The sequence below is a fragment of the Streptomyces sp. BV286 genome (genome assembly GCF_019090165.1).
Classification (GTDB): Bacteria; Actinomycetota; Actinomycetes; order Streptomycetales; family Streptomycetaceae; genus Streptomyces.
Genome location: NZ_JAHRIB010000035.1, coordinates 19,954 through 38,132, shown reverse-complemented (window position 1 = coordinate 38,132; position 18,179 = coordinate 19,954). Strand labels below are relative to the sequence as shown.

15 protein-coding genes are annotated in these 18,179 nt (G+C 71.3%); 8 read left to right on the top strand and 7 right to left on the bottom strand.

Annotated elements, in window-relative coordinates; all coding sequences use genetic code 11:
- Positions 1-232: 232 nt before the first annotated feature.
- Positions 233-754, top strand: a complete 522-nt coding sequence (locus KUF83_RS05300; RefSeq protein ID WP_217453371.1) for an SgcJ/EcaC family oxidoreductase — start codon at positions 233-235, stop codon at positions 752-754.
- Here KUF83_RS05300 and KUF83_RS05295 read toward each other — a convergent pair.
- Positions 717-2,096: a HAMP domain-containing sensor histidine kinase gene (locus KUF83_RS05295; RefSeq protein WP_217453370.1), complete on the bottom strand. Its 1,380-nt coding sequence runs from the start codon at positions 2,094-2,096 to the stop codon at positions 717-719. The two genes, KUF83_RS05300 and KUF83_RS05295, sit on opposite strands and share 38 nt — an antisense overlap.
- Entirely contained in the window at positions 2,093-2,788 is a 696-nt protein-coding gene (locus KUF83_RS05290; protein ID WP_217453369.1) for a response regulator transcription factor, read from the bottom strand. Before KUF83_RS05290 ends, KUF83_RS05295 begins: the two co-directional genes overlap by 4 nt.
- A 287-nt stretch (positions 2,789-3,075) precedes the next feature.
- On the opposite strand from KUF83_RS05290, the gene KUF83_RS05285 reads away from it, so the two are divergent.
- The 4 genes from KUF83_RS05285 to KUF83_RS05270 all read left to right on the top strand — a co-directional run bounded on the left by KUF83_RS05285 (position 3,076) and on the right by KUF83_RS05270 (position 8,010).
- Positions 3,076-4,350, top strand: coding sequence for an aspartate kinase (locus KUF83_RS05285; protein WP_149512234.1), 1,275 nt, complete (start codon positions 3,076-3,078; stop codon positions 4,348-4,350).
- Between the two features lie 11 nt (positions 4,351-4,361).
- Positions 4,362-5,420: an aspartate-semialdehyde dehydrogenase gene (locus KUF83_RS05280; RefSeq protein ID WP_308402917.1), complete on the top strand. Its 1,059-nt coding sequence runs from the start codon at positions 4,362-4,364 to the stop codon at positions 5,418-5,420.
- 392 nt (positions 5,421-5,812) lie between these two features.
- Positions 5,813-6,517, top strand: a complete 705-nt coding sequence (locus KUF83_RS05275; protein ID WP_374105981.1) for a SigE family RNA polymerase sigma factor — start codon at positions 5,813-5,815, stop codon at positions 6,515-6,517.
- A complete protein-coding gene (locus KUF83_RS05270) occupies positions 6,514-8,010 on the top strand; it encodes a hypothetical protein (RefSeq protein ID WP_254643398.1) in 1,497 nt (498 codons plus the stop codon). The genes KUF83_RS05275 and KUF83_RS05270 overlap by 4 nt, the downstream gene beginning before the upstream one ends.
- A gap of 223 nt (positions 8,011-8,233) precedes the next feature.
- On the opposite strand, the gene KUF83_RS05265 is transcribed toward KUF83_RS05270, so the two are convergent.
- The 3 genes from KUF83_RS05265 to KUF83_RS05255 form a co-directional block, all read right to left on the bottom strand.
- The gene (locus KUF83_RS05265; protein ID WP_217453366.1) at positions 8,234-9,160 is read right to left on the bottom strand and encodes an SURF1 family protein; all 927 of its coding nucleotides are present in this window, start codon (positions 9,158-9,160) and stop codon (positions 8,234-8,236) included.
- A 119-nt stretch (positions 9,161-9,279) separates the two neighbouring features.
- Complete coding sequence (locus KUF83_RS05260) at positions 9,280-11,121, bottom strand: prolyl oligopeptidase family serine peptidase (protein ID WP_217453365.1); 1,842 nt, start codon at positions 11,119-11,121, stop codon at positions 9,280-9,282.
- A 188-nt stretch (positions 11,122-11,309) separates the two neighbouring features.
- Positions 11,310-13,451 carry a TrkA family potassium uptake protein gene (locus tag KUF83_RS05255; protein ID WP_217453380.1) on the bottom strand — a complete coding sequence of 714 codons (2,142 nt, stop codon included), beginning with the start codon at positions 13,449-13,451 and terminating at the stop codon, positions 11,310-11,312.
- Between the two features lie 219 nt (positions 13,452-13,670).
- Here KUF83_RS05255 and KUF83_RS05250 point away from each other — a divergent pair, with 219 nt between their 5' ends.
- From KUF83_RS05250 to KUF83_RS05240, 3 genes are all read left to right on the top strand, one after another.
- On the top strand, positions 13,671-14,681 hold the full coding sequence (locus KUF83_RS05250; RefSeq protein ID WP_374105980.1) for a permease: 1,011 nt from the start codon (positions 13,671-13,673) through the stop codon (positions 14,679-14,681).
- Complete coding sequence (locus KUF83_RS05245) at positions 14,678-15,583, top strand: TIGR03943 family protein (RefSeq protein WP_217453363.1); 906 nt, start codon at positions 14,678-14,680, stop codon at positions 15,581-15,583. The genes KUF83_RS05250 and KUF83_RS05245 overlap by 4 nt, the downstream gene beginning before the upstream one ends.
- Positions 15,584-15,848: 265 nt before the next feature.
- The gene (locus KUF83_RS05240; RefSeq protein WP_217453362.1) at positions 15,849-16,874 is read left to right on the top strand and encodes a superoxide dismutase; all 1,026 of its coding nucleotides are present in this window, start codon (positions 15,849-15,851) and stop codon (positions 16,872-16,874) included.
- Positions 16,875-16,949: 75 nt separating this feature from the next.
- Here KUF83_RS05240 and KUF83_RS05235 read toward each other — a convergent pair whose 3' ends face one another.
- Together KUF83_RS05235 and KUF83_RS05230 are read right to left on the bottom strand one after the other, a co-directional pair.
- The gene (locus KUF83_RS05235; RefSeq protein WP_217453361.1) at positions 16,950-17,546 is read right to left on the bottom strand and encodes a DUF4352 domain-containing protein; all 597 of its coding nucleotides are present in this window, start codon (positions 17,544-17,546) and stop codon (positions 16,950-16,952) included.
- Between the two features lie 194 nt (positions 17,547-17,740).
- A complete protein-coding gene (locus KUF83_RS05230; RefSeq protein ID WP_217453360.1) occupies positions 17,741-18,067 on the bottom strand; it encodes a hypothetical protein in 327 nt (108 codons plus the stop codon).
- Positions 18,068-18,179: the final 112 nt, after the last annotated feature.

The following is an 18,179-nucleotide window of genomic DNA, read 5'->3' as shown; positions in this document are numbered from 1 at the left end:
CCCTGATTCGGTCGTTTGCAGGCGTCGTTCGATCCCGACGGAGGGTCTCTCTCCGTCGGAGGTGATCACCGTATGTCAAAGCCGATCAGGGGGAGTTGGGATTTCCGCGGTCCGGATTGTATGAACCTTGTCCGTGTGCTGCACCTGTGCTGGACGGGCCCTAACCCGTGTGACGAGAAGGTTGGATCACTCCCCCAGGGGAGCAAGTCCACCCCACCGCACAGGAGTTGTGATGAAGCGTCACATAGGTACCCGCGCAGCGATCGTCGGCGTCTCCCTCGTGGCCGCCGGAGCCGTCACCGTCGGTGTCAGCCAGGCCGCGCCGGAGCGCGGGTCGAAGCCCGCGGCGAGCCAGGCCGCGAAGCCGACCAAGAAGCAGATCGCCGCGCTGTTCGACGGCTGGAACAAGGCCCTGCAGACCGGGGACTCGAAGAAGGTCGCCGACCGGTACGCCAAGGACGCCGTCCTCCTGCCGACCGCCTCCCCCGTGATCCGCACGGACCGCGCCGGGATCGTCGACTACTTCGACCACTTCCTGCTGAACAAGCCCAAGGGCACGAAGATCAAGTCCGTGATCAACGTCCTGGACAGCAACTCGGCGATCGACGCCGGACTGTACGTCTTCCAGCTCACCGACCCGAAGACCGGTGAGAAGAAGAACGTCGAGGCCCGCTACACGTACGAGTACGAGAAGCGCGGCGGCAAGTGGCTGATCGTCAACCACCACTCCTCGGTGCTGCCCGCCGCAGGCTGAACCGGACGCACAGCCCCCCGCCGGGGGCGTCCCGCAGCGCCACCGTGCCGCCGTCGTCCGTGACCAGCTGCTTGACGATGGCCAGTCCGAGCCCCGAGCCGGACCGGCCCGTCAGGCCCTGGCCGCGCCAGAAGCGGTCGAAGGCGCGGGACTTCTCCGCGTCGGACATGCCGGGCCCCTGGTCCAGCACCGACAGCAGCACCTCGTCGGGGTGGGACGACACCTCCACGGTGATCGTCCCGCCGTCCGGCGAGACCTCCAGTGCGTTCGACAAGACGTTGTCCAGTACCTGGTCGAGATGACCCGGGCTGGCCAGCACAAGCGGCCGGCCGCCGGCAACTCCCCCCAGAGCGATGGTGACGCCACGCTCGTCGGCGGCCGGTCTCCACACCGAGAAGCGCTCCTCGATCACGTCGAGGAGCGGCAGCGGCTCGGCCGCGGACACCTTCGCCTCCGCGCGCGCCAGCACCAGCAGCCCGTTGACCAGCCGGCTCATCCGGACCACCTCGGAGGTGGCCTGCTCCACGTCCTCGCGTACGAACTCGTCGTCGGTGCCGTCCGCGATGTTGTCCAGGGAGAGCCGCAGGGCCGTCAGCGGTGTACGCAGCTGGTGGGAGGCGTCGGCGACGAAGATGCGCTGCGCGGCGACCAGGCTGTCGAGGCGTTCGCCGGCCGAGTTGAGCGTGCGGGCCAGCTGCTGGGTCTCGTGCGGGCCCTCCACCGGCGAGCGTGCCGTCAGGTCACCGTCGCTGAACCGGGTCGCCATGTCGTTGAGCTGCCGCAGCGGCCGGGTGAGGCGGCGGGCCACGAAGGCGCCGATGAAGGCGGCCACGGCCAGCACGCCGACCGCGAGCACGGCCCGGAAGCCCCAGATGCTCCACAGCCGCTTGCTGAGGTCGGAGGTCAGGTACTGGATGCGTACCGCGCCGACGACCCGGTCCTTGTCGTCCGCGGCCCGGGCCGGAACGGTGACCACGAGGTGCTTGCCCCAGACGAAGGAGGAGCCCCAGTCGACCGTCGGCTTCCGCTGATCGAGGGCCCGCCTGATCGCCGCGTCGTCCGCGGGGAGGGGGAGCGAGGCCACCGCCGCGCCGGTGGAGCCGACGACCTGGACGGTGCCGGGGGTGTCGTCGGAGTAGGCCCCGGCCATCCGGGCGAGCGCCTGCCGCGAGGACGCGTCCCCCTCGCCCAGCAGCAGCGCCATGGTGGTGGCCTCGCGTTCCACCGACTCCTCGGTGTCCCCGCGCAGCTGCGCGGTCAGCGTGAAGGCCACCGGCACGGTGAACGCGGCCAGCGCGACGGCCACCAGGAGGACGTAACTGACGATCAGCTGCCGGATCACGAGCCGGACGCCCCCTGCCCGGGATCCCGCGCGATCTCCAGGCGGAAACCGACTCCGCGGACCGCCTCGATGGTGATCGCGCCCGACAGCTTCCGCCGCAGCGCCGCCACATGGACGTCCAGCGTCTTCGTCGGCCCGAACCAGTTCGCGTCCCAGACCGCTTCCATGATCTGTTCGCGCGACATCAGCGCGCCCGGCTCCTCGGTGAGGAAGGCCAGCAGGTCGTACTCCTTGGGCGCGAGGGCGACCTCCTGGCCGTCCAGCCGTACGCGGGCCGCCTTGCGGTCGATGGCCAGCCGCGTCCCGTACTCGTCGGGGCCCGCGTCGGCCGACGCGGGCGGCCGGGCGCGCCGCATCACCGCCCTTATCCGCGCGATGACCTCCCGCACGCCGAAGGGCTTGGTCACGTAGTCGTCGGCGCCGAGCTCCAGGCCGACCACGCGGTCCGTCTCGTCGCTGCGCGCGCTGATCACGATGATCGGCACGTCACCGCGCGCCCGCAAAGCCTTGCAGACATCGAGGCCGTCGGTGTCGGGGAGACCGAGATCGAGCAGCACGACGTCGTACGGATCCCCGTGGGCCAGGGCGTCACCGCCCGTGGCGACCCACGCCACCTCGAAGCCGTAACGCACCAGCCCGCGCCGGAGCGACTGGGCTACCGGCTCGTCGTCTTCCACCAGGAGTACGCGCACAAGCGGAACCTTAGTGCTTGAAATTTAACGGGCCGGGGGCCGGGTGTGACGCGGCGCACTTTGCGAGTGAGGTGCGACCGAGCAGGGCAGATGCGGTCCTGGAGCGGCCGAAGGGCCGGACGACGGCGACCGACCGAATCGGACCACCGGAATCCGGACCGGCCCGGATGATCAGCACGTGAGCGGGACATCTCACGATGCGATATCGCCCGGGTGGAATTCGGCCGCTCGTTAGACTGAGCCGACCGCAGTCGTGCGGTACGAGACGGACTGAGCGAGGAGCGCACGTGGGCCTTGTCGTGCAGAAGTACGGAGGCTCCTCCGTAGCCGATGCCGAAGGCATCAAGCGTGTCGCCAAGCGAATCGTCGACGCCAAGAAGAACGGCCACCAGGTCGTTGTCGTGGTGTCGGCGATGGGTGACACGACGGACGAGCTGATCGATCTCGCCGAGCAGGTATCCCCGATCCCTGCCGGGCGTGAGTTCGACATGCTGCTGACCGCAGGAGAGCGGATCTCCATGGCCCTGCTGGCCATGGCGATCAAAAACCTGGGCCACGAGGCCCAGAGCTTCACCGGCAGCCAGGCAGGCGTGATCACCGACTCCGTCCACAACAAGGCGCGCATCATCGATGTCACGCCGGGCCGCATCCGGACGGCGCTCGACGAGGGCAACATCGCGATCGTCGCCGGGTTCCAGGGCGTCAGCCAGGACAAGAAGGACATCACCACGCTGGGGCGCGGCGGGTCCGACACCACGGCCGTCGCCCTCGCCGCCGCCCTCGACGCCGAGGTCTGCGAGATCTACACGGACGTCGACGGTGTGTTCACCGCCGACCCGCGGGTGGTGAAGAAGGCCCGGAAGATCGACTGGATCTCCTCCGAGGACATGCTGGAGCTCGCCGCCTCCGGCTCCAAGGTGCTGCTGCACCGCTGCGTCGAGTACGCACGCCGTTACGACATCCCGATCCACGTCCGCTCGTCCTTCTCCGGACTGCCGGGCACCTGGGTCAGCAACGAGAATCCGCAAGGGGACGCGCAGGTGGAGCACGCCATCATCTCCGGAGTCGCTCACGACGTCTCCGAAGCCAAGATCACTGTCGTCGGCGTTCCGGACAAGCCGGGTGAGGCCGCGGTGATCTTCCGCGCCATCGCGGACGCCGAGATCAACATCGACATGATCGTGCAGAACGTGTCCGCGGCCTCCACGGGCCTCACGGACATCTCCTTCACGCTCCCCAAGGCCGAGGGCCACAAGGCCATCGAAGCCCTGGAGAAGGCGAAGGGCGCGATCGGCTTCGACTCGCTGCGCTACGACGACCAGATCGGCAAGATCTCCCTGGTCGGCGCGGGTATGAAGACCAACCCGGGCGTCACCGCCTCGTTCTTCCAGGCGCTGTCCGACGCGGGCGTCAACATCGAGCTCATCTCGACCTCCGAGATCCGCATCTCGGTCGTGACCCGCCAGGACGACGTCAACGAGGCCGTGCGCGCCGTGCACACCGCCTTCGGACTCGACTCCGACAGCGACGAGGCCGTCGTCTACGGGGGCACCGGCCGCTGATGGTCAAGGTCGTGGGACCCCCGGCCGCGAAACCGACGCTCGCGGTCGTGGGCGCGACCGGAGCCGTCGGCACGGTCATGCTCCAGATCCTGTCCCAGCACGCGGACATCTGGGGCGAGATCCGCCTGATCGCCTCGCCGCGCTCGGCCGGCCGCAAGCTGGCCGTGCGCGGCGAGCAGGTCGAGGTGATCGCCCTGACGGAGGAGGCCTTCGACGGGGTCGACGTCGCCATGTTCGACGTACCCGACGAGGTGGCCGGGCGCTGGGCGCCGGTCGCGGCCGCCAAGGGGGCCGTCGTGGTCGACAACTCCGGCGCGTTCCGGATGGACCCCGAGGTGCCGCTCGTGGTGCCGGAGGTCAATCCGCACGCCGCCCGGGTCCGCCCGCGCGGCATCATCGCCAACCCCAACTGCACGACCCTGTCCATGATCGTGGCCCTGGGCGCGCTGCACGCCGAGTTCGGGCTGCGCGAGCTGGTGGTGTCCTCGTACCAGGCGGTGAGCGGGGCCGGGCAGCGCGGCGTCGACACGTTGCGGCAGCAGTTGAAGCTCGTCGCCGGTACGGAACTGGGGACGGCACCCGGCGACGTACGGCGGGCCGTGGGGGACAACACCGGACCGTTCCCGGAGCCTGTGGCGCTCAACGTGGTGCCGTGGGCCGGGTCCGTGCGCGAGGACGGCTGGTCCTCGGAGGAGATGAAGGTGCGGGACGAGTCCCGCAAGATCCTCGGGCTCCCGAACCTGCCCGTCGCCGTCACCTGCGTCCGGGTGCCGGTCGTCACCACGCACTCGCTGACCGTCCACGCCCGTTTCCAGGGCGAGGTGACGGTGGACAAGGCGCGGGAGATCATCGCCACCGCCCCGGGGGTCGTCCTCTTCGACAACCCCGCGGCGGGCGAGTTCCCGACGCCGGCCGACGTGGTCGGGACGGACCCCACGTGGGTCGGGCGGGTGCGGCGAGCGCTCGACGACCCGACGGCGCTGGAGCTTTTCGTGTGCGGGGACAACCTCCGCAAGGGCTCCGCGCTGAACACGGCACAGATCGCCGAACTGGTGGCTGCGGACCTCTGACCTGCCCGGGACTCGCGAGCCGCGGGGGGATACGCGACATATCGCCTCGCGCTCGCCGATCCGGGCGGGAAATCTTCTGGTCGTAAGCTGAATCGTTTGTAGGATCTGTGTGACTTTGGTGGTTCGACCATGGTCGGGTCTGTGGTCCGGACCGCTTGAATCGAAGCCTCAGGCGTTCGAAGATTTTTCTCCCCGTTCTCCGCAACCGCGCGGAGGGCGGGGAGCGTCTTTGCGGTCGCCCTTCAGGGGCGACCGGACGCCACGTTCATATGGGGCATAGGGGATGAGTTTTTACGTATGAGGGCATTTAGCGCACTGTCTCGCATGCAGTCCGACGCAAATGTGATGCCTGTCGCGTACAACCCCGACGGGGGGACGCGTGTCCAACTGGCGTGGCAGAGGTACTCGAATTCTCACCCACTCTCGGCTCTGTTCGAGCCGGGGGGCTCCCAGCAGCGACGCTCGGCACGGCCCTGCGTCCGCCCCGCCGATCCCGCACGTCCGGCGCGCCCGGCGGCGGCATGCCGGTGATCGCCCCCATGCCCGCAGCGCGGTCGGCCCACATCCCCAGTCAGCGTGAGGGCGCTGACGAGGCACTGGCGGCCGGCACCACCGTCGACCATCTCACCGAGACCTACCGCGCCCACTACAGGTCGCTCCTCGGCCTCGCGGCGCTCCTCCTCGACGACACCGCGTCCTGCGAGGACGTCGTCCAGGAGGCCTTCATCCGGGTGCACTCGGCGCGCAAGCGCGTGCGGGACCCGGAGAAGACGCTCGCCTATCTGCGCCAGACCGTCGTCAACCTCTCGCGTTCGGCACTGCGCCGGCGCATCCTCGGCCTGAAGCTCCTCTCCAAGCCGATGCCCGACATGGCGAGCGCCGAGGAGGGCGCGTACGACCTGCTGGAGCGCGACGCCCTCATCAACGCGATGAAGGGCCTCCAGAGACGCCAGCGCGAGGTTCTGGTCCTGCGATACTTCGCGGACATGACCGAGGCGCAGGTCGCCGAGACCCTCGGAATCTCGCTGGGCTCGGTGAAGGCGTACGGCTCGCGCGGCATCGCGGCGCTGCGCATCGCCATGGAGGCGGCGGCATGAGTGGGCACGACGACCGGACACGCCACGACGAACACGGTCGCCACGGCGACGACACCGAACATGAGCAGCACGCAGGGAACGGAACTGTGAATCACGGCGCCTCGGAGAACTCGGGCCCGGAAGAGTCGGGTTACTCGGACACGGAAGCCCTCCCGTCGGATCCCTCGCCGGATCCCGCGTCGGACGGCACCTCGGACAACGGCTCGGACAACGCCCCGGACGACGCTTCGGAGAGCGGCTCGGGCAGCGCCCCGGACAGCGCCTCGGGCAGCTCGGCGGACCTTTCGCCGGACGACAGCCGGCCTGACGACGCCTCCGGCAGCACCGCGGGCGACGCCTCGCGCGACGTGCCGGACGCCCCTGCCCACGTGCCGGACGCCTCGGCCGACGTGACGGGTGCCTCGGACACGGAGTCCGCCGACCCGCAGTCGCGGGACTCGGGCGGATCCGGCGCCGAGGCGGAGCCCGCCGGCATCTTCGGTCTCAGTGCGGTCGGGCCCGGACCGGACGGGTTCGGCTCCGACGAGCTGGCCCTGCGACGGCTGCTGCACCAGGCAGTCGAGGAGATCGAGCCGACCGACGGCACGCTGGACCACCTGCGGCGCGCGGTACCGGCCAGGCGGGCACGCAAGCGCCAGGCCATCGTCGGCATGGCCGCCGCCGCGCTCTTCATCGGCACGGCCGTCCCGGCCCTCGTGCACGTCTCGAACGCCTCGGGCTCCGGCGACGACCAGTCCATCGCGGCCAACGCCTCGGCGACCCAGGGCGGCGACAACGAGGGCAAGGAAGCCTCCGCGGGCAGCGGCTCCGGCGACTCGAGCCCTTCCAAGGGCTCCGGCAAGGGCGACAAGAAGGACAAGCCCGGCAAGGGCAAGGGAAGCAGCAGCGGAACGACCGGTGCCCAGCCGTCCGCCTCCATGGTGGGCGCACCCACCTGCACGCCGGCGCAGCTCACCGCCGTGGACGGCGGCGCAGCCCCCGACGCGGGCGGCGCGGTCTACGGCACCTTCACGGTCACCAACATCTCCACCGCCAGCTGTACGGCAGTCGGCGACGGCTCCGTCTCCTCGAGCGCGGCGGGCGCCGCGGACCAGTCCAAGGTCAGCACCCTTCTCCATCAGGCGGGCGACCCGGCCACCAACCTGCCCGACCCGGCCGGCTACGCCACGAACGTGGTGCTCCAGCCGGGCGGGACGTACAGCGTGAAGTTCGCCTGGGTGCCGTCGTCGACCTGCCCGACCACCGGCGGCACCAGCGGCGGGTCACCGACGCCCGACCCGAGCCCTTCGGAGAACACCGGGGGTGACAGCGGCGGTACGTCCTCCGAGGGCACCAACGGCGTCAGTACGCAGCTCATGCAGGAGGACGGGACCGTCGACGGAAGCGTCACCGTGTCCTACGCGGCCGAGGGCGGCGCACCTACGGCGGCGACGACCGTGTTCAACGCCTGTGCCGGGACGGTCTACCGGACCGGGATGCTGTCCGGGGCCTGACGCCGGGCCCCGACCGCCCGCTCGGGCCGAGCAGGCCGCGCCGCGCGGTCGAGCCGGGCGGCGTGGACCACTCCGGGAGCGCCCCGCCTGGAACGGGTCCGTCCGTTGACCGGTCCGACCCGTCGGCTGGGTCGGATCCGTTGCTTGGACAGATGCGTTCGAATGGGGCCGCTGAGTGCATCCGCCGCGTAGGCCGCGCCGGGGCCGGCAGCCCCGGGTAACGTCAGGCCGTGGGAGAGGACGACACCTTCGCGGTGTCGGTGTCGGTGTCGGCGTCGCGGTCCGTTGCCCCGACGGAGGCGTCCGGGGCTGTTTCGGCCGTCTCGCCGTGGCCCGCGGCGGCCGCCTCGCCGCCGGTGCCGCCCCGGGAGGCCTCGCCCTCCGCGGGAGCCTCCTCCGTGAGACCCAGCTCCGCGTCCTCGGCGAACTCCACCTCACGCCGCATCAGCCGGAACCACATGAAGACGACGAAGCCCGCGAAGACGAACCACTCACCGGTGTAGCCCAGGTTCTGGAAGGCCTTCAGGTCCAGGCCCGTGTCCGAGGGAGCCGTGGCGGGCACGGCCTTCATTCCCGCGTCCGCCACGGCGAGAGTGATCCACGCGTCGTACACCTCGTACGGCACGAGATTCACCAGTGACGCCGAGCTGATCGCACCGGTCTGCCCGGCGGGGAGCCCACCGGCCGCGGGCACGCCGTTCGACCCGGGGGTCTCCGATGCCTGGAGCGCGCCGGTCACGGTGACCTCGCCGGCCGGAGCCGCCGGGGCCTTCGCGGCGTCGGCGACACCGGGGAGCCAGCCCCGGACCACCGGCAGGGCCCGGCCGTCGTCGGTACGCAGCATCGTCAGCACGTAGAAGCCGGTCTTGTCGTCCAGCTCCCGGTCCGGCACGAGCAACTGCTTCCCGTACCGGCCCGTCGCCGTGGCCTGCTTGCCCGACGTCTCCTTGTCCACCGGCAGCAGCTCGGCGAGCGGCCGAGCCGCCTGCGTCCTGGCCGCAGAGGCCTGCTCACCGGCGTCGCGATGGTCCTGGACCCGGTCCTCGAACCGCCCCAACTGCCATGACCCCATGAAGATGCAGAAGGGGATGGCCAACAGCACGAAGACGTTGATCCCCCACCAGCGGGGCGTCAGCAGGAACCGGTACACAACCTCAAAGGTACGGGCCCTCGCGGAGGGCTCGGCCGAGGGGGTGCCTCAGCCGGGCCCTCCCGCGAGGACGCCCGGTGCCCTGGGACAGCCGAAGGCGGGCGCGGCCGCCGGCACGGTCACCTGCCCAGGTGTCGCTCCGCGAAGTCGAGCTCCAACCGGACCTGCTTGATCCGCTCGTCCACGACCAGCGAACCGTGCCCCGCGTCGTAGCGGTACACCTCGTGGTCCGCTTCCCGCGCGGCGAGCCTGACCACGTAGTTCTCCACCTGGCGGATCGGACAGCGCGGGTCGTTGACCCCGGCGGAGATGTAGACCGGCGCCTTCACCGCGTCGACGTACGTCAGCGGGGACGACGCCTCGAAACGCTCGGGAACCTCCTCCGGAGTGCCGCCGAGCAGCGTGCGGTCCATCGCCTTCAGGGCCTCCATCTCGTCGTGGTACGCCGTGACATAGTCCGCGACCGGTACCGCGGCGATGCCGAGCGCCCACGCCTCGGGCTGCGTACCGAGCCCGAGCAGGGTCAGATAGCCGCCCCACGAGCCGCCCGTGAGGATCAGCCGGGCCGGGTCGGCGAGCCCGGACGAGACCGCCCACTCCCGTACGGCCTCGATGTCCTCCAGCTCGATCAGACCGACCCGGTGCTTGAGGGCGTCCGTCCACTCCCGCCCGTACCCCGTGGAACCCCGGTAGTTGACCCTGACCACCATGTACCCGTGGTCCACCCAGGCCGCCGGGCCCGCCCCGAACGAGTCGCTGTCGTGCCAGGTCGGGCCGCCGTGGATGTCGAAGACGGTCGGCAGGGGGCCGCTCACTCCGGCGGGCCGCTGCACGAGGGCGTGGATGCGGCCGCCGGGACCCGTCACCCACACGTCCTCGACAGGCACCGACTCCGGCGCCTTCATGCCGGGCGGGTCCAGGACGACCTCACCCGACGTCGAGCGGACCACCGGCGGCTGCGCGGCCGACGACCACAGGAACTCCACGCTGCCGTCCGGGCGGGCCGTCGCTCCCGACACCGTGCCCTTCGGCGTGGGAACCCGCTCCAGGTGACGGGCCGCCAGGTCGAACCGCCACAGCTCGCTGCGCGCCTCGAAGCTGTTGACGACCAGCAGGGCGGAGCCGTCCGGATACCACTCGGCGCTCAGGTCGCCGTCCAGCTGCGAGGTCAGCGCCAGGTCGGTCTCCTCGCCGGACGCCACGTCCCACACCATCGGCTCCCAGCGCCCGCGCCGCTGGTGCCCGACGAGCAGCCGCGTGTCCCCGTCGACCGGGGCGAAGCCCAGCACCTCCAGGCCCAGCTCGACCGTGCCGCCCTTGGTGTCGTCCAGCTCCGCCACCGCCGAACCGTCCATCCGCAGCACCCGCAGCGCGGAGTGCATCGCGTCGCCGTGCTCGGTGTGCTCGATCGCGATCAGCGAGCCGTCGTGCGAGAGGTCGCCGACCCCGGCCGACTCCCGGTGCCGGTAGACCTCGACGGGGTCCTCGCCGGTCCGGCTGACGTAGATCGTCGATCCGTCCTCGTCGGTCGACCTGCCGACGATCGCCGTCCGCCCGTCCCGGCCGAGCGCGAGGCCCGCGGGATAGGAGGGGGCGAGCCCGGGGGCCGCGGGCCCGTCGGGAACGGCCGCGCCGCCGTCACCGCCGGCCCCGGCGAACGGCTGCCGCCGCCAGATCCCGAACTCGTCCCCGTCCTTGTCGTCGAACCACCAGATCCACTCGCCGTCCGGCGACAGCACGCCGTCCGTCGTCCCGTTCGGGCGGTCCGTGACCTGGCGCTGGGCGCCCGTCTCACGGTCCCACGCGTACAACTCGTACGTCCCTGTCGCGTTCGACACGAACAGGGACCGGTGCGGAGCGTCCTCCGCCCAGTCCGGCAAGGACACCCGCGGCGCCCGGAAGCGCTTTTCCCAGTCGGGCATGGTTCCGTCGTGCGGGATCGCCCGGTTGCTCTCAGTCATGGCCCCATACTGCACGCACCGGACGACATTCCACCGCCGGGGTCCCCAGCCTGTGGAAAACTCTCCGGGCGAAGGCCGCCGTGGAAGTGCCGAATCCGGATCCGCGCAGCTCAGAACCGGTCGTCAGGTGCCGAGCCACCAGCCACCAGCCACCAGCCGCTCAGCACCGCACGGCAGGCCATCGACGGCTACGGGCCCGTGCGTTCCCGGGGGCGCCGGCCCAGCAGTTCGGCGAGGCCCCGTCGGGTGGCGGCGATGACGACGCGGTCCCCGGACCCGAGCACGTAGGTGGGCGGCAGGTCCCAGACCAGGCCGGACGGCCGTTCCGGGACGGAGGCGTCGCGGCCTGGGGCCGGTGGGGCCGGTGGGGCCGGTGGCGCGGTACGGTCCGGCGCGGGCGGCGCCGGGACGGGCTGCTGACGGGTGCGGCGGCCCGCCGGAGCGGCCGTGTCCAGGGCCAGCACCCGCCACGACCCGGCACGGAACGCCTCGGCGACGGTACGGCCCTCCAGCTGCGGATGCCCCGAGACATCCAGGGCCGCGAAGAGCAGGACCCGGCGTTCCACGGGGATCGCCCCCAGGATCTGGCGGCCCATCATCGCCCCGGCGAACGCGGGCGCGGCCAGGTGGGAGACGCTCCGGCTGCGGGTGAGCGCGTGCGGGTGCGTGGCGCGCAGGGTGCGGTAGACGGCCGTGGCGAAGTCGTCGTCGTACAGCCGCAGGACGACGCGCAGATCCGGGCGCACCGACCGCGCGTACAGGGCGGCTTCGAGGTTGGTGGTGTCGGCGCTGGTCAGAGCCAGCAGAGCGTGCGCCCGATGGATCTTGGCGGCTTCCAGGACGCCCTCCTGGGTGACATCGCCGAGCACGACGGGCACCCGCAGCCGACGCGCCAGTGCGAGCCCGCGCGCTTCGGGGTCCGCCTCGACGCACACCACGGGGATGTCGAGTTCACGAAGGCGCGCGAGGACCCGCGTACCGATCTTGCCGACGCCGAGGAGTACGACGTGACCGGAGAGCCCCCGGGGCGGTTTCCGCAGCGCCGACCCGCTGCGGAACGTACCGAGGCCCTCCAGGACGGCCGCGAGGAGCACCGGAAGCAGCAGCAGCCCGACGAGACCGGAGAGGAGCTGCAGGATCTGCCGGCCGAGGGGGTCGCCGAGCGCGGGATCGTTGATCGCGAAGAGATCGAGGAGGGTCAGGTAGGTGGCGTGCAGCGGATGGGCGCCCGTGACGGCCATGGACGCGACCGCGAGCGCGACCACACAGGCCACCAGACCGGCGAAGGACCAGCGCAGCCGCCGGGAGAACAGCCTGCCGATGGGCAGCACGCTGCGGCCCGGCGGGAGCGGGGGACCGGAGTACGACACGGTCTCCAGGACGATGGTGCCGCGCCCGGTCGCGGCGGCCACGGACGCCTCGTCGGGCAGCAGCCGCGGCCCGTGCTCGCCGCTGCTCTCCGAACCGTCCGCCCCGGCCGGGTCGTTGGTCGTGGCCGAGAGCAGGGCCAGCGTGCACAGCCCGGGGTCGGCGACCTCTCCGGGCCCCGGCGGCCGGCGTTCCACGGCCCGCAGCATCAGCCCGTCGGTCTGCACGACCTTGCTGGTACCGGCCACCGCGGTGGCCGCCAGTGCGGGCGCGGCGGTGTCCGCGTCGGAGAGCACGGTCGTGGAGGCGTCCAGGAGGCCGGGTACGGGCGAGTCCGCGGACTCCCCGACTCCCGCCATGGCCAGGGCGGACGCCTGATCGAGCAGGGCCTCGATGTGCTGGCCGAGACGGCGGTTGTAGAGCCGGACGACCAGGCGCAGACGCGGGTTGAGCCGGCGCGCCATCAGAGCGGCGCGGATGTTCGTCTCGTCGTCGTCATGGACGAGTGCCAGCGCGGCGGCGTGCTCCACACCGGCCTCGGCGAGCACGGCCTCGGTCAGGACCGCGGCCTCCAGCACGCGCGCGGGGCGCGGCCCTTCGGAACCACCGCCGCGACGACCGGACGCGCCGTCACCTCCGCTGCCGCTCCCGCTGCTCCCGCGACTGCCGCTGCTTCCGCCGCTGGTCCCGCCGCCTCCGCTCCCGGCTGCGCCTCCACTGCCGGCTGCGCCTCCGCTGCCGACGGCACTTCCGCTTCCGGCCCCGCTGACGCCGTTGCCCGCGGCCCGGGTCATCGCCGCCGACACGCGGTCGAGCAGCGTCGAGGCACGCGCCCGGCCGACGACCGGTGGCCGCTCGGTCCGCTCGCCGGACGGCACGACCAGCGTGACCCGCTCCCCGTAGACACCGCGCAGCTCGGCCGCCAGCCGGTGCGCCAGGGCATCGTCTCCGCACACCACCATGTGCGCGGCACGATCGTCCGACCCGCTCTGATCCGGAAGGCTCACCACAACATCACAGAGTGCCGCACGAGCACGGACGGTTGCACACAGGCCTGCCGCGGCGGAGCCGACGCCCGATCCCGGCCGGAAGCCGGGATGAGAAGCTGTGCCCGAACGGGCGTACTGAAGGTGGAGGGCGATCCACCGACGAAGCCCTCCCCTACCGGAGGTACCTCTCCCGTGACCACAACCAACACAGCGCCGCCCAAGGTTGAGGACCGCGGGACGGACGAGCGGCAGGGCTGGCAGTTCAACTCGCCTCTCGTCCTGACCATGCTGCTCCTCGCGGGAGTCGTGCTGCAGGGCCCGATCCGCGGAGCGCTGTCGGCGCCCGTGATGCAGAGCTGGATGACCGTGTTCGTCGCGGTGATCGTGCAGGCGCTGCCCTTCCTCGTGCTCGGTGTGCTGCTGTCGGCGGTCATCGCGGTGTTCGTCCCGCCGTCGTTCTTCGCCCGCGCGCTGCCGGCCCGGCCCGCTCTCGCGGTACCGGTCGCAGGCATGGCAGGGGCGGTGCTGCCCGGGTGCGAGTGCGCGTCCGTGCCGGTGGCCGGAGCGCTGGTGCGCCGGGGGGTCACGCCCGCGGCGGCGCTGGCGTTCCTGCTGTCGGCCCCGGCGATCAACCCGATCGTGCTGACCGCGACCGCCGTCGCGTTCCCGGGCGAGCCGCGGATGGTCCTGGCCCGTTTCGTGGCGAGCCTGCTGGTGGCCTGCGCGATGGGCTGGCTCTGGCAGCGGCTGGGCCGTGCCGACTGGTTGCGCCCACCGGCCCGCCCCTCCTCCGAGGGCCTCGGCAGAGGGGCGGCGTTCTGGGGATCCGTACGGCACGACGTGATGCACGCGGGAGGGTTCCTGGTCGTCGGCGCGATGGCCGCCGCCACGCTCAAGGCGGTGGTCCCGGCGGCCTGGCTCAGCCTCGCCGCCGACAACATGGTGGTGTCGATCCTCGCCCTGGCCGTTCTGGCCGTACTCCTCTCCATCTGCTCCGAGGCGGACGCGTTCGTGGCCGCGTCCCTCACCCAGTTCTCGCTCACGGCCCGGCTGACCTTCCTGGTCGTCGGCCCGATGATCGACCTGAAGCTCTTCGCCATGCAGACCGCCACGTTCGGCCGCGAGTTCGCCCTGCGCTTCGCGCCCGCCACGTTCACGCTGGCCGTCCTGGTGTCGTCACTGGTAGGGGCGGTGCTCCTGTGAACCGCCAGGCACAGGCAGCCGTGCTCCTCCTCACCGGCGGAGCGATCCTGCACGCGGGCCTCACCGACCTCTATCTGCGGTACGTGAAGGCGGGGTTGCAGCCGTTGCTGCTGGCGGCGGGGGCCGTCCTGATCGCCACGGCGGTTGCGACGGTCTGGTACGAACGCAAGGACGCACGCACCCGCCCGCCCCACGCCGACACGAGCGCTGCCCGGACTCCTGCTCCGGCCCCGGGCACCGCTGCCGGCAACGACGAGGGCCGCGAGGGCCGCGAGGGCGACGGCGACCCCGACCGCGACTCCGCCCCCGCCCTCCGCCGAGACAGGGAAGTCGAGCACGCCCACGCGGAGAGGAACGCGGAGCCCCACCTCACCCCTGACCCTCACCCCCACCGCGAGCCTCGTATCGCCTGGCTGCTGGTCCTCCCGCTCCTCGCCCTGATCCTCGTCTCCCCGCCCGCTCTCGGTTCGTACAGCGCCCTGCGCGCGGGCACCGCCCTTCAGGAACAACCGTGGGGCTTCGCCGACCTCCCCCCGGGGGACACCGTCCGCCTGAGCCTCGTCGACTACGCGGGCCGCGCGGCCTACGACCACGGCCGCTCGCTCGACGACCGCCGCATCAAGACCGCCGGCTTCGTGGCCGTGGGCCGCGACGGCACCCCCTACCTGGTGCGTATGGCGCTCAGTTGCTGCGCCGCCGACGCCGTGCCGGTGAAGATAGGCCTGACCGGCCGGACGCCTCCCGTCCTGCAACCGGACACGTGGCTGGAGGTCACCGGCACCTACACCGCGAAGCGGACCAAGGACCCGGTGAACAACGGCATCATCCCGTTCCTCGACGTCACCGCCGCGAAGCCGGTCGCGGCACCCCGGGACCCGTACGACGAGAGCTGGAACGGCTGAGCGGCGGCCCACGACGGAACGCGCCGGCCAACCTGTCGATCCTCTGTCGATACCGGGCACACGCGGGGGAGAAGGGCCGGGGTTGGGCCAGGATGAAGCGAGCGACTGCCGTGAACCAACGGATCCACCAACAGAGTTGAGGCCCACCGGCCCAGTCCCTGGCACGAATCGGCGGCCCCACAAGCCAAGCGGCGCCCCAGCAACCAACCCCCCTCACCCCCTCACCCACGCACCCTCCACCCCACACGCACGGAGGCCCGGAACCATGATCCGCAACCACCCCACCCCCTCCAGGCGCGCACTCCTGGGCGGCGCGGCCCTGACCGCGCTGGCGGCGGCGACCGGCGCCGCCGGGACGGCGAACGCAGCCACCACGACCCCCACTTCCCCCGCCCCGTGGCCGACGGAGTTCCCGCTCCCCGACGGCTTCCTCCCCGAGGGCATAGCCATCGGCGGAAAGCCGTACGCGTACATGGGCTCGCGGGCCAACGGCGCCCTGTACCGCACCGACCTGCGTACGGGCGAGGGCAGGATCCTCTTCGCGGGCGGCACCGGCCTGCTGGCCGTGGGCCTCAAGCTCGACCACGACGGCCTGTTGTACGTGGCAGGCAACACGGGTGTGGCTCGTACCCATGACTCCCGCACGGGCGAAGTGGTCGCAACACACCAACTGACGGAAGCAACCGGCCACTTCATCAACGACGTGACGCTTCTCGGCGACCGGGCCTGGTTCACGGACTCACGCGCCGCCGCGCTCTACGCGATCCCGCGAGGCCGAGCCGCTTCCCGGCCCCGATCACGAGCCGGAGCCGTAGCCGGGGCCGGGGCCGGAACTGAAGCCGGGGCCGGGGCCGTACGAACCCTGCCCCTGACCGGCGACTGGGTCCAGACCCCCAACGTGAACAACGCCAACGGCATCGTCGGCACCCCCGACGGCCGCGCCCTGATCGTGGTCAAGAGCTCCCCGGGCGAGCTCTACAAGGTGAACCTCAGGACGGGCCACGCCACCAGGATCACCCTGGTCGGCGCGACCGACGTCGTCAACGGCGACGGCCTCTACCGCGTCGGCCGCACGTTGTACGTGGTCCAGAACCGCCTGAACCTCATCAGCGTGTTCCACCTGAACGCAGGGTCCACGACGGCGACCCTCACCGGCACGATCACGGACCCCCGCTTCGACGTCCCCACGACAGCGGCCCGCTTCGGCAACCGCCTGTACCTGGTCAACGCCCGCTTCACGAGCCCTCAGACCCCGGAAACGACGTTCAACGGGGTCGCGGTCTCCCTCTGAAATGCAACGCGCCGACTCAGCCGACGAGGAGGATCAACAGCCCGCGAGCCGACAAGCCAACGGTCTGGGCGGTATTTACGCTGCCGGAATGTCCCACTGCCCGGTGTTCGCGGAGAATCCACTGTTCATCGTGAACTGCACTTTGCTCGTGGCGGAGTTGGTGGGAACTTCGAAGGCGATGAAGCCCAGTCCGGTGTCGCCGGGCGCGATGGTGACGCTGCCGGGAAAGCCGGGGCCGGCGGAGGTGCCTTGGTAGGTGGCCTCGAACTGCTGCCCTTCGGTGTCCACGAGCCGGGCTCCATTGCTGGGCGCGTCGGAGTAGACCTCGCTGCCAGTGTTCTCCAACCGGAACTGAACAGCGACGAACCTCTTCCCCGCGGCCGGAGTGGAGTACTCGTTCTCGGCGGGAGCGGGATCGACGACTTTCACCACGGTGACGGCGAGAGCCTCACCGCTCTCGTTGCCGGTCAGATTCAAGGTCTCCCCCACGGCTGCCGCGGAGGAGCGAGTGGGTGTGGGGCTGGGGCTGGCTGCTTCGGAGGAAGAAGCCGCCTCGGCCGGAGCACTGGTCGCCCGGGAACTGTCGGGCGCCGTGGTGACCGTCTTGTCACCGGAACAGCTGACGGCGGCGGTCAGAACCCCCGCGAGCACGAAACCAACAGCACGACGCATCGGACCTCCCGGGTATCACCGCCCCCGGCAGCACCACACCCCAATGCTCCACCCCGCTGACCCTGCGCGCACGCGGAGCCGTGACGGCTCCTCGTGACCGGGACACTCTCGGCAGAGATCGAAGACGATCGTCCGGTCCGGCGCGAGTCCTGGACCGTGCGCCTGTGGTGCGTTCGGCGACGCCCCACGGACAGCTAGAGCTCGACGAGTGTCTCGCCGTCGCCCCGTCGGAGAACGACATGTGCCGGACGGAACAGCAGACTGCGCAGAGTCGGCTTCAGGACGCTGAACAACGCATCAGCATCGGGCCCGTAGGCATACACGACAGCTTCGCCTCCTCCGAATTCGTTCCCGTCGACCTCCCCGACACCAGCTCTTGCGGCCGCTGCCTCCATCTCCCGCTCGGCCTTGAAGACGCGCTCGCGCTGGTCGACCTCACCGAAACCGTCACGGGCAAGCCGGAAGTGCGCGATGACGGCGTGCTCCTCACCCTCGTTGTCAGGGGCAGCGTGTGTCTCCATGCCGGACACACTTGCATCAGGCTCTGACACCCGCACTGCTGCGTCCGCCCCGGACCCCCACCAGCACGCAGAAAACAGGTGAGGCACCTACGGAGATCCGTAGGTGCCTCAC

Coding starts and splice junctions, on each gene's coding strand:
- KUF83_RS05300 (WP_217453371.1), top strand. CDS start 233: ATGAAGCGTCACATAGGTACCCGCGCAGCGATCGTCGGCGTCTCCCTC.
- KUF83_RS05270 (WP_254643398.1), top strand. CDS start 6,514: ATGAGTGGGCACGACGACCGGACACGCCACGACGAACACGGTCGCCAC.
- KUF83_RS05260 (WP_217453365.1), bottom strand. CDS start 11,121: ATGACTGAGAGCAACCGGGCGATCCCGCACGACGGAACCATGCCCGAC.
- KUF83_RS05255 (WP_217453380.1), bottom strand. CDS start 13,451: ATGGTGGTGTGCGGAGACGATGCCCTGGCGCACCGGCTGGCGGCCGAG.
- KUF83_RS05240 (WP_217453362.1), top strand. CDS start 15,849: ATGATCCGCAACCACCCCACCCCCTCCAGGCGCGCACTCCTGGGCGGC.
- KUF83_RS05235 (WP_217453361.1), bottom strand. CDS start 17,546: ATGCGTCGTGCTGTTGGTTTCGTGCTCGCGGGGGTTCTGACCGCCGCC.
- KUF83_RS05230 (WP_217453360.1), bottom strand. CDS start 18,067: ATGGAGACACACGCTGCCCCTGACAACGAGGGTGAGGAGCACGCCGTC.